This window comes from Shinella sp. 838 (genome assembly GCF_029623935.1).
Taxonomy (GTDB): Bacteria; Pseudomonadota; Alphaproteobacteria; order Rhizobiales; family Rhizobiaceae; genus Shinella.
In genome coordinates, this window is record NZ_JARSBQ010000001.1 from 577192 (window position 1) to 588603 (window position 11412).

The 11412-nt window shown below is 63.7% G+C and carries 9 protein-coding genes; 4 read left to right on the plus strand and 5 right to left on the minus strand.

Annotated features, from left to right (window positions below):
* The first annotated feature begins 4 nt into the window (after positions 1-4).
* Together P9A16_RS02735 and araD are read left to right on the plus strand one after the other, a co-directional pair.
* Positions 5-1438, plus strand: coding sequence for an aldehyde dehydrogenase family protein (locus tag P9A16_RS02735; RefSeq protein ID WP_023513791.1), 1434 nt, complete (start codon positions 5-7; stop codon positions 1436-1438).
* Between the two features lie 54 nt (positions 1439-1492).
* Positions 1493-3232: an L-arabinonate dehydratase gene (gene araD / locus P9A16_RS02740; protein ID WP_023513792.1), complete on the plus strand. Its 1740-nt coding sequence runs from the start codon at positions 1493-1495 to the stop codon at positions 3230-3232.
* A gap of 169 nt (positions 3233-3401) precedes the next feature.
* On the opposite strand, the gene P9A16_RS02745 is transcribed toward araD, so the two are convergent.
* The 3 genes from P9A16_RS02745 to P9A16_RS02755 are packed head-to-tail and all read right to left on the minus strand — an operon-like array spanning position 3402 to position 6606.
* The gene (locus tag P9A16_RS02745; RefSeq protein ID WP_023513793.1) at positions 3402-4223 is read right to left on the minus strand and encodes a transglutaminase family protein; all 822 of its coding nucleotides are present in this window, start codon (positions 4221-4223) and stop codon (positions 3402-3404) included.
* Positions 4224-4235: 12 nt separating this feature from the next.
* Entirely contained in the window at positions 4236-5177 is a 942-nt protein-coding gene (locus tag P9A16_RS02750) for an alpha-E domain-containing protein (protein WP_023513794.1), read from the minus strand.
* Positions 5178-5181: 4 nt separating this feature from the next.
* On the minus strand, positions 5182-6606 hold the full coding sequence (locus tag P9A16_RS02755; RefSeq protein WP_023513795.1) for a circularly permuted type 2 ATP-grasp protein: 1425 nt from the start codon (positions 6604-6606) through the stop codon (positions 5182-5184).
* Positions 6607-6922: 316 nt separating this feature from the next.
* On the opposite strand from P9A16_RS02755, the gene P9A16_RS02760 reads away from it, so the two are divergent.
* Entirely contained in the window at positions 6923-7807 is an 885-nt protein-coding gene (locus P9A16_RS02760) for a DMT family transporter (protein ID WP_023517151.1), read from the plus strand.
* 55 nt (positions 7808-7862) lie between these two features.
* Here P9A16_RS02760 and P9A16_RS02765 read toward each other — a convergent pair whose 3' ends face one another.
* Positions 7863-9284: a DEAD/DEAH box helicase gene (locus P9A16_RS02765; protein ID WP_278025526.1), complete on the minus strand. Its 1422-nt coding sequence runs from the start codon at positions 9282-9284 to the stop codon at positions 7863-7865.
* Between the two features lie 354 nt (positions 9285-9638).
* Positions 9639-10739, minus strand: a complete 1101-nt coding sequence (locus P9A16_RS02770; RefSeq protein WP_278025527.1) for a DNA alkylation repair protein — start codon at positions 10737-10739, stop codon at positions 9639-9641.
* Between the two features lie 212 nt (positions 10740-10951).
* Between P9A16_RS02770 and P9A16_RS02775 the strand changes: the two genes are divergently transcribed.
* Complete coding sequence (locus P9A16_RS02775) at positions 10952-11404, plus strand: host attachment protein (RefSeq protein ID WP_023512043.1); 453 nt, start codon at positions 10952-10954, stop codon at positions 11402-11404.
* Positions 11405-11412: the final 8 nt, after the last annotated feature.

Genomic DNA, 11412 nt, shown 5'->3' on the forward strand with positions numbered 1-11412 from the left:
GCCCATGACCATCCACCAGAACCTGATTGCCGGCGAGTGGGTCGGCTCGGATGCGATCAAGAACATCAACCCGTCGAATACCGGCGACGTGGTGGGGGAGTATGCCCGCGCCTCCGTCGAGGATACCAGGGCAGCGATCGCGGCGGCGAAGGCTGCTTTTCGGGGCTGGTCGCGTTCGGGCATTCTTGAGCGCCACGCGATCCTGCGGAAAACCGCCGACGAGATTCTGGCCCGCAAGGACGAACTCGGTCGGCTACTGTCGCGCGAGGAGGGCAAGACGCTAGCCGAAGGCATCGGCGAGACGGTGCGCGCCGGCCAGATCTTTGATTTCTTCGCCGGGGAATGCCTGCGGCTTGCCGGGGAGACGCTGCCGTCCGTGCGTCCGAACATCGGCGTCGAGATTACCCGCGAGCCGGTTGGCGTCGTCGGCATCATTACGCCCTGGAATTTCCCGATCGCCATCCCCGCCTGGAAGATCGCCCCGGCGCTCGCCTATGGCAACACCGTCGTCTTCAAGCCGGCCGAACTGGTGCCCGGCTGTTCCTGGGCGATCGTCGACATTCTCGTGCGCGCCGGCCTGCCGAGGGGTGTCCTGAACCTCGTCATGGGCAAGGGTTCCGTCGTCGGGCAGACCATGCTCGACAGCCCCGATGTCAACGCCGTCACCTTCACCGGCTCCACCGGCACCGGAAAACGCGTGGCGCTCGCCTCCGTCGAGCATAACCGCAAGTATCAGCTCGAAATGGGCGGCAAGAACCCCTTCGTCGTTCTCGACGATGCGGACCTTTCTGTCGCTGTGGAAGCCACCGTCAACTCGGCCTTCTTCTCGACCGGCCAGCGCTGCACCGCCTCCTCGCGCGTCATCGTCACCGAGGGCATCCACGACAAGTTCGTCGCGGCCGTTGGTGAGCGTTTGAAAGGTGTGGTCGTCGACGATGCACTGAAGGCCGGCACGCATATCGGCCCGGTCGTCGATGAAAGCCAGTTGAAGCAGGACACCGATTATATCGAGATCGGCCGGAAGGAAGGCGCAAAACTCGCTTTCGGCGGCGAGCTTCTGAAGCGGGACACGCCCGGCTTCTATCTTTCGCCTGCGCTCTTCACCGAGGCGACGAACGACATGCGCATCTCGCGGGAAGAGATCTTCGGCCCCGTCGCCGCCGTCATCCGCGTCAAGGATTACGAGGAGGCGCTGGCTGTCGCCAACGACACGCCCTTCGGCCTCTCCTCCGGCATCGCCACGACCAGTCTCAAGCATGCGACGCATTTCAAGCGCAATGCGGAGGCCGGCATGGTCATGGTCAACCTGCCGACAGCGGGCGTCGACTTCCATGTGCCCTTCGGCGGGCGCAAGGGCTCGTCGCATGGCCCGCGTGAGCAGGGCCGATACGCCAGCGAATTCTACACAACCGTCAAGACCGCCTACACCCTGGCGTGAGACAAAGGCCGCTCGGCGACCCCATGCCGGGTGGTCCCTTCAAGGACTGAGGACATGAAAAAGAAAGCTGAGTGGCCGCGCAGGCTGAGATCGCAGGAGTGGTACGGCGGCACCAGCCGCGACGTGATCTACCACCGCGGCTGGATGAAGAACCAGGGCTATCCGCACGACCTGTTCGACGGTCGCCCGGTCATCGGCATCCTCAACACCTGGTCGGACATGACGCCGTGCAACGGGCACCTGCGGGAGCTCGCCGAGAAGGTAAAGGCCGGTGTCTGGGAGGCGGGCGGCTTCCCGCTCGAAGTGCCCGTGTTCTCGGCCTCGGAAAACACCTTCCGCCCGACCGCGATGATGTACCGCAATCTTGCCGCGCTCGCGGTGGAGGAGGCGATCCGCGGCCAGCCGATGGATGGCTGTGTGCTGATGGTCGGCTGCGACAAGACCACGCCGTCCCTGCTGATGGGGGCGGCCTCGGTCGACCTGCCGTCGATTTTCGTCACCGGTGGTCCCATGCTGAACGGTTACTTCCGCGGCGAGCGGGTCGGTTCGGGCACGCATCTTTGGAAGTTCTCCGAAATGGTGAAGGCCGGCGAGATGACGCAGGCCGAGTTCCTCGAGGCCGAGGCGTCGATGAGCCGTTCGTCGGGCACCTGCAACACGATGGGCACCGCCTCAACGATGGCCTCGATGGCCGAGGCGCTTGGCATGGCGCTGTCAGGCAATGCCGCGATCCCGGCCGTCGATTCCCGCCGCAAGGTCATGGCGCAGCTCACCGGCCGGCGCATCGTGCAGATGGTCAAGGACGACCTGAAGCCATCAGAGGTCATGACGAAGGAAGCCTTCGAGAACGCCATCCGCACCAATGCGGCCATCGGCGGCTCGACCAATGCGGTGATCCACCTGCTCGCCGTCGCCGGTCGGGTCGGCGTCGATCTGACGCTGGACGATTGGGACCGCTGCGGCCGCGACGTGCCGACCGTCGTCAACCTGATGCCGTCGGGCAAATACCTGATGGAAGAGTTCTTCTATGCCGGCGGCCTGCCGGTGGTGCTGAAGCGTCTCGGCGAGGCCGGCCTCTTGCACAAGGATGCGCTGACGGTCTCCGGCGAGACGATGTGGGATGAGGTCAAGGATGTCGTCAACTGGAATGACGATGTGATTCTGCCGGCCGAGAAGGCGCTGACCCAGTCGGGCGGCATCGTCGTGCTGCGTGGCAATCTTGCACCGAAGGGGGCGGTGCTGAAACCCTCGGCCGCCTCGCCGCATCTCCTGACGCACCGGGGCAGGGCCGTCGTCTTCGAGGATATCGACGACTACAAGGCCAAGATCAACGACGACGCTCTCGACATCGACGAGACCTGCGTCATGGTCATGAAGAACTGTGGGCCGAAGGGTTATCCGGGCATGGCCGAGGTGGGCAATATGGGCCTCCCGCCGAAAGTTTTGAAGAAGGGCATCACCGACATGGTGCGCATCTCCGATGCGCGCATGTCCGGCACGGCCTATGGCACCGTCGTCCTACACACCTCGCCGGAAGCGGCCGTCGGCGGGCCGCTGGCCGTCGTCAGGAACGGCGACATGATCGAGCTCGACGTGCCGAACCGCCGCCTGCATCTCGACATTCCCGAGGAGGAATTGGCCCGTCGGCTCGCCGAATGGAAGCCGCACCACGACCTGCCCACATCCGGTTACGCCTGGCTGCACCAGCAGCACGTCCAGGGCGCCGATACCGGCGCCGATCTCGATTTCCTCAAGGGTTGTCGGGGCAGTGCGGTCGGCAAGGACAGCCACTGAACTTTTCGGGCGCGCTCTTCGGATCACGCCCGTCTTTTTTCCGTCTGCTCGAAGCGGCATCGCGTTGAAGCAGTTGCACAGGCCCTTAAAGCGATTTCGACGTAAGGGCCTGTGAATCGATTCAGAGGCTTACGGCGCGCCTTGCGCATGTTGATTCAGGTTCGGCTGGTCAGCTCTGGCTTTGCGACTGGCTCTGGCCGGCCGGCTCCACCGTGATGGCGACACTCATCGTCTCGGCCGAGTGCCCGAGCACCATGCCGGAAACAGGGGCGGCGTCCTTGTAGTCGAGGCCGGTCGACAGGCGCACATAGCGCGCATCCGGGCAAATCTTGTTGGCCGCATCGAAGCCGACCCAGCCGAGGCCCTGCAGATGCACTTCTGCCCAGGCGTGGCTCGCCGTCTGTTCGGGCGTTTCCATCAGCAGGTAGCCCGAGACATAGCGGGCCGGCAGCCCGAGATGGCGCGCGGCAGAAAGGAAGACATGGGCGTGGTCCTGGCAGACCCCTTGCTTCTTCTCCAGTGCCTGCTCTGCCGTCGTGTCGGGGGCGGTTTCTCCCGGCTTGTAGGCGACGGTCTCGTGGATGGCGGCCATCAGCGCGTGCATGCGTGCCAGTTCATTGTCGCCGCTCGCGGATTTGGCAAGGTCGCGTATCAGCTTGCCGGGCTTGGTCAGCGGCGTTTCGCGCAGGTAAAGCCAGAGCGGCACGAAGCCCTGGTGCGGGCCGAAGACACCGGCCCGGTCTTCCGTCTCCACCTCGCCCTCGGCGACGATACGGATCGCCACCTGCTCGGCATTGGTGCTGACGAGATCGACATGATTGCCGAAATGATCGGTGTAGCCGGCCTCCAGCCGCGCGCCATGCACGGTGGTCTTCCAGTCGCGCACGATCTGGCCGGGCTGGGTTTTCGGTGTCAGGCGGAGGCGTTGCAGCGAATACTGCACCGGGTCGTCGTAGTGATATTCTGTCGTGTGGCTGATCTTCAGTCGCATGGCTCGCCCCCGCTAGCGATAGAAGCGGTAGCCGTCGGAGATCTCTTCCCCGAGGCGGTTGTTGTGTACGATGAACTCCTCGATGAACTCATGGAGCCCCTGTTCCATGATGTCGTCGATGGTGCGGCTGCGCAGCAGCATCAGCGTGGCGGAAGCCGTCTCGTGCGCCGCGTGATTGTCGCCGTAAAGCTTTGCCAGATAGCCGAGATTGCTGACGATCTTGTCGTAGCTATAGGCGAGCGAGCGCGGCATGCGGTCGTTGAGGATCAGGAAGTCGGAGATGTTGGTCGAGGAATAGTCGCCGTCATAGACCCAGCTATAGGAGCGGTGCGCCGAGACCGAGCGCAGGATCGATTCCCATTGCATGTTGTCGAGCGAGGAGCCGACCTTGGCGATCGCCGGCAGCAGCACGTAATATTTCACGTCGAGGATGCGGGCCGTGTTGTCCGCCCGTTCGATGAAGGTGCCGATGCGCGAGAAATTGTAGATGTCGTCGCGCAGCATGGTGCCGTGGAACGCGCCACGAATGAGGGCGGTGCAACGCTTGATCGTCCCGATCACCTCCGGCATGTCGGCGGGCTTCACGCGTTTGGAGAGTGCCAGCTTCAGCTCGATCCAGCACTCGTTGGTCGCTTCCCAGGTCTCCCGCGTCAGCGCCGTGCGCACCATACGGGCATTGTTGCGCGCCGATTCGATGCAGGACATCACACTCGACGGGTTGGCGTGGTCGCGCAGGAGATAGTCGATGGCATCCGCGCTCGTCAGCTTGGTGTGCACGGTGTCGAAGTCTTCGCGTACGCCGGCGCTTTGCAAGACGCCGTCCCAGTCCTCGTCGGAGGAACCGGAGCGCGTCAGCGCCATGCGCAGGCCCGCATCGACGAGGCGGGCGATGTTCTCGCCGCGCTCGATATAGCGGAACATCCAGTAGAGGCCGTTTGCAGTTCTTCCCAGCATCGGCTCAGTCCTCCAGAACCCAGGTGTCCTTCGTGCCGCCGCCCTGGCTGGAGTTGACCACCAGCGAGCCTTCCTTCAGCGCCACGCGGGTGAGCCCGCCGGGAATGATCTGCACCTTGTCGGAAACGAGCACATAGGGCCTGAGATCGACGTGCCGGGGCGCGATGCCCTTGTTGACGAGGATCGGGACGGTGGAGAGCGACAGCGTCGGTTGGGCGATGTAGTTCGCCGGCCGGGCTTTGAGCTTTTCGGCGAAGGCCGCGCATTCCTTCTTCGAGGCGGTTGGGCCGACCAGCATGCCGTAGCCGCCCGAACCGTGCACTTCCTTGACGACCAGTTCGCTGAGGTGTTCCAGCACGTATTTCAGGCTGTCCTCTTCCGAGCAGCGCCAGGTCGGCACGTTTTCGAGCAGCGCCTTGCGGCCGGTATAGAACTCGACGATCTCCGGCATGTAGGAATAGATCGCCTTGTCGTCGGAAATGCCGGTGCCGGGCGCATTGGCGATGGTGATGTTGCCGGCCTTGTAGACATCCATGATGCCGGGAATGCCGAGCGCCGAATCCGGCCGGAAGGTCATCGGGTCGAGGAAGTCGTCGTCGACGCGGCGGTAGAGCACGTCGATCGCCTCGTAGCCGCGGGTCGTGCGCATCTTCACCTTGCCGTCGACGACGCGCAGGTCCGAGCCCTCGACCAGCTCCACGCCCATCATGTCGGCGAGGAAGGAATGTTCGTAATAGGCGGAATTGAAGATGCCCGGCGTGAGCACGGCGACGCGCGGTTTTCCCGAACAGCCGGGCGGGGCCAGCGAGGCAAGGCTTTGGCGCAGCGTCTTGGGATAATCCTCGACCGGCCGCACCTTGTTGAGGTGGAACAGTTCCGGGAACATCTGCATCATGGTTTCCCGGTTTTCCAGCATATAGCTGACGCCGGAAGGGGTGCGGGCATTGTCTTCCAGCACGTAGAACTGGTCTTCGCCCGTACGTACGATGTCGGTGCCGACGATGTGCGTATAGACGCCGCCCGGCGGCTTGAAGCCGATCATCTGCGGCAGGAAGGCGACGTTGCGCTCGATCAGCTCGCGGGGAATGCGGCCCGCCTTGATGATTTCCTGCTTGTGGTAGATGTCGTCAAGGAAGGCGTTGAGGGCGATGACCCGCTGTTCGATGCCCTGGGCGAGCCTGCGCCACTCTCGGCCGGAAATGATACGGGGGATGATGTCGAAGGGGATGAGCTTTTCGGAGCTGTCTTCGTGTCCGTAGACCGCGAAGGTGATGCCGGTCTTTCGAAAGAGGTTCTCGGCGTCTCTTGATTTGGCGATCAGGCGAGCCCGATCCTGTCCTTCGTACCAGTCATGGTAGCTTTCGTATGGCTGCCGCGGGCCTCGGTCCGCATTCATCATTTCATCAAATGCCAAAGGCGTGTTCCCCATTTTTCGCCATTTGAGTACAACATCAGGGGCAATGCAAGAACCATGCTCAATTAGCAGGAAAGAATTCTCACACCGCTTTGGGAGCAGTCAAACCGGCCGGAAGGACGGTTTTCCCGATGCGTGGTCCATGCGCGTGTTTACCCCGGGCTGGTTTGCGGGGAGCGGGCGGGACGGATCTGCCGAAAACATGGGCAGATGCTGAAAAAGCGATTTTGCCCGCTCTTTCGCTGAACCTAAACATCAAGGAAATTCCTTTGACCGTCGTGGAAGCGGCGCCTATCGCTCGCGCACTGATTGTTTCCCTGCCGAAAGTCCCATGTCCCTCGATCGCCTGGCTCCTGCCATTTTCGTCCTGCTCTGGTCCACCGGCTGGGTCGTCGCGAAATACGCGACCTTCGTTTCCGAGCCGCTGACCTTTCTCGGCATCCGCTACCTGACCGCGGCGCTGCTCTTTGCCGGTTTCTGCGTCGTGACCGGTGCTGTCTGGCCGCGTGACCGGCGCACTGTCGTGCACGCCGTCGTCTCCGGCGCTTTCCTGCACGGCCTTTATCTCGGGGCGGTCTGGTGGGCGATCGGCGAGGGCGTTCCGGCGGCGCTTTCCTCCATCATAGCGGCGCTGCAGCCGTTGATGACGGCGCTGGCCGCACCGTTCTTTATCGGTGAGCGGTTGAGCCCGGCACAGAAGGCCGGCCTCTGTCTCGGCTTCCTCGGGGTGCTGTTGGCCGTACTGCCGAAATTCTTCGGCCAAGGGGCGGCAGAAATCCCGGCCTTCGCCATCGTCGTCAACATGCTCGGCATGGCAGCCGTCACCTACGGCACGATCTACCAGAAGCAATATCTGCCGACGGGGGACATCAGGGCGATCGCGACCCTGCAATATATCGGCGCGCTGATCGTCACCGTGCCCCTCGCGCTCAGTCTGGAAAACCTGCATGTCGATTTCGGCTGGGCTTTCTTCGCGTTGCTCGCCTGGTCGGTTCTCGGCATCTCCATGGGGGCGATCCTGCTGCTGCTCTACCTGCTGCGCCGTGGACAGGTGTCCCGTGCGGCCTCCCTCATCTACCTCGTGCCGCCGATCGCTGCCCTCCAGGCTGCTGCCATCTTCGGCGAGGAACTGACGATCCCGATGATCCTGGGCACGCTGATCGTCGTTGTCGGCGTCTACCTCACCAACCGCAAGGACCCTGCGCCGGCGGAATGAACAAACGAAAACGGCGGGCCGAAGCCCGCCGTTTCCTCATTCTATAAAGATACGCTTATGCCTGTTCGCGGCGCTGGCCTTCCGAACGGCGCGGCTTGCCGTTCTGGTTCGGGCGGCCCTGGCCGTTGCCGCCGCCGTGGTTGCGGTTCTGGCGCTCGCCCTGCTTCTGCGGCGGGCGGTTGCCATGCGCGCGCTTGCCGGCCGCCGGTGCGCCGCCATCGGCCTGCCCACCTTCGCCGAACGGCTTGCGCGCCGGACGCTGGCCTGCGCGACCCTGGCTGGCGCGATGGCCGCTGCCCGAGCGGGGCTTGCGCGACTTGCCGCCGGGGCCTGCGGTGATGACGGCAGGCGCTACACCGCTTGCGACGGTGATCTGGATGCCCATCAGCTTTTCGATATCGCGCAGCAGGTGCGCTTCGTCCGGCGTGCAGAAGGCGATGGCGATGCCGTCGCGGCCGTTGCGGGCCGTGCGGCCGATCCGGTGCACATAGGCGTCCGGCACTTCCGGCAGGTCGTAGTTGTAGACATGGGTGACGCCCGGAATGTCGATGCCGCGGGCGGCGACGTCGGTGGCGACGAGAACGCGAATTTCGCCGTCACGGAAGGCCTTGAGGGCGCGCTCGCGCTGGCCCTGGCTCTTGTTGCCGTGGATGGAGGCGGCCTTGAAGCCGATATGGTCGAGGTGCTTCATCAGCTTCTCGGCGCCATGCTTGGTGCGCGAGAAGACGAGCGACAGGCCGTCCGGATTGTCTGACAGCGTCTTGCGCAGGATCTGCGCCTTCTGGTCCTTGCCGGGAACGTGGTGGACATACTGCTCCACCTTGTCGGCAGCCTTGCCGGGGGGCGTGACTTCGACCTTCTTCGGGTTGACGAGGTACTCGCCGGCAAGTTCGCCGATCAGCTTCGGCATGGTGGCCGAGAAGAGCAGCGTCTGGCGGTTCTTCGGCACCATCTTGGAGATCTTGCGCAGATCGTGGATGAAGCCGAGGTCCAGCATCTGGTCGGCTTCGTCGAGCACGAGGTAGCGGGCCTGGGTCAGCGTCACGGACTTGCGGTTGACGAGATCGAGCAGGCGGCCGGGGGTGGCGACGAGGATGTCGGTGCCGCGCGAGAGCATTTCCGACTGCTTGTTGATCGATGCGCCACCGACGACGGTGACGACGCGCAGCGGCGTCTTCTTGACGAAGTCGCGCAGGTTGTCGGCGATCTGGTTCACCAGCTCGCGGGTCGGGGCGAGGATGAGGGCGCGGATGTTGCGCGGATCAGGGCGGCGGGCGTCGGCGAGAAGCTTTTCGATCATCGGCAGGCCGAAGGCGGCCGTCTTGCCGGTGCCGGTCTGGGCAAGGCCGATCAGGTCGCTGCCTTCGAGGACGAGCGGGATAGCCTTTTCCTGGATCGGCGTTGCTTTTTCAAAGCCGAGGGCGGAGAGCGTTGCGACGATGGTCTTCGAGAGGCCGAGGTCGTGGAAAGTGGTCAAGTCAAATACCTTTCGGGGCGCCAGGCGACTTTCCCGACCGCAGTTCCGGACGCGGGATCGCGTCCCGCTTTCGCTCGAACTGCCTCGGACCGGAACCGCACCATGCGCTTCCGGTTTCGTCTGGCGTCAAGAACCCCGCGTGAATTGGGAACTTGTGGGTTGGTTTGCAATCGTCTGCGCAGTCATCCGCAAATGGGAGGCGGATCGTTCTCTTGCGCTTGTCCTTCTTAGCGTCCCGTTGCAGGGACATCTCAGGCTCGCTCACGCGGCGGCCGAAGGGCGACGCTGCGGCTCATGTCGTTGTTTTGCGGTGAAAAGTCAAGTCCTAGTTTTCGCAGATGCGAAGGGGAGGCTTCACGTCATGCGCAGGTCGAAGTCAGCCGACGCACAGATCGAGCCATTGATCAGGATCTCGATGCGGTGCGCTCCAGGATAGTAGCGCCGCGTGGTAATCGCCCGGATGGCGTGTTCCTTGTCGATCGTCTGGCTGCTGCCGGCCGGCAGATCGAGCTGCCTCCACTTGAAGACCTTCGGCGCCAGCGTGCCGTTTGCCTTCACATGGTGGATCGCATAGTCGATCATCAGCCGTTGCGGCGCCACATCCCCGTTCGTCACGACGATGGAGAAGCCGAGCTTGTCGCCAAAGACGACGTTCGGCGTTGTGAGCGTGAGGATCGCGCCGATGCCCCTGGCTTCCGCAAAGCCGAAATTGGCGAGCGCCTTAGCATCGCCCTTCTTCAGCAGCGTACGCGAAGCATGGCGCAGCAATTGCCGGCGCTCGGCGGAGGCGTCCTCGATATGCCGCTCGACGAAACCGGTGACGAGGGCGGGATGATCCTTGGCGATGTCGTTGAGGCTGTTGGCGACGGAGCGGCGCACATAGTCTTCGGGATCGTCGAGGAGGGCGACGAGGATCGGCAGGATCGGTGCCGGGTCCCTGACGAGCGCCGGCAGGCGCATCGCCCAGGGCAGCCGCGGCCGGGTGCCCTCACTGGCAAGCCGGCGGACGTGATGATTGGTATCGGCCGTCCAGTGCGCGATTTCCGCAAGCGCCCGGTCCTGCTCGGCATGGACGAAGCGGCGGATGCCGAATTCCGCTGTGAAATGCGGTGTCAGCGCCTTGAGGAGGGAAAGCGACAGGTCGAAATGCGAGAGGCCCTGTTGCGAGACGAACTGGTTGACCGGCAGAAGGGCCCAACCGGAAACCCCCGGCCCATCTGCCTGGGGCAGTGCCCTTCGGAGAATCTCCGCGGCGGCGGCATAGTCGGCGGGCAGCGTCTCTACCAGCGCGTCCTTGATCCGTTCGGCACGCTGCATCAGCTCCAGTGCATCCATGTCGTCGCTTGCAAGCTGCGTGAAGCGCGCCGCATCGAAATCCGGTGCGACGCGGGAAATGTGATCCGCCATCTCCTTCACCAGTCCGGGATGCAGCAGGTTCTTGAGCGGTTCGGCCACGGGGCTCTCCTGTCCTTTCGGGTACCCTAGCGAGCCAACACGGGGTGGGGATAGGGGCGGGCGCGGCTTTCCAACAGCTTCGTGACCCGCGCGATCAGGAACATGTGCCTCCTCCTTGCGTTGGATCAACGCGCATCCTGCCACAATCCTGTCGGATGCTGCGCGGGGCGGATTCGTCCGCCTGTCCATGAATCTCGCTACGGGAGTGAAATATGACCGCTACGACTTGGATTCTCGCCGCTGATGGCAATCAGGCTCGCCTGCTCAAGGGGGTGAACCTGTTGAAGGATGGCCAGCAGAGCCCGGAGCAGGAGGTTTTTCGCTGGGAGCCGAAGAAGGCGCAGGACATCATGGCCGACAAGCCCGGCCGCAGCCACTCCTCCGTCGGTCCCGGCCGTTCCGCAATGGAATATTCGAGCGATCCGGTGCGGGAGGAACAGCAGAAGTTCACCGCCGAAGTCGCCGGCCGCATCGATGACTATGCCGCGGAAGGCGCCTTCGACCGGCTTGTCGTCTGCGCCGCGCCGCAGACACTCGGGGACCTGCGCAACAAGCTCTCCGACAAGACGCGCACCTTGACCATGGCCGAAATCGACAAGAACTTTTCCAACCTGCCGACGGAGAAGCTGATCTCCTCCGTGCGGTCCATCATGTTCAACGCCTGATTCTGTGC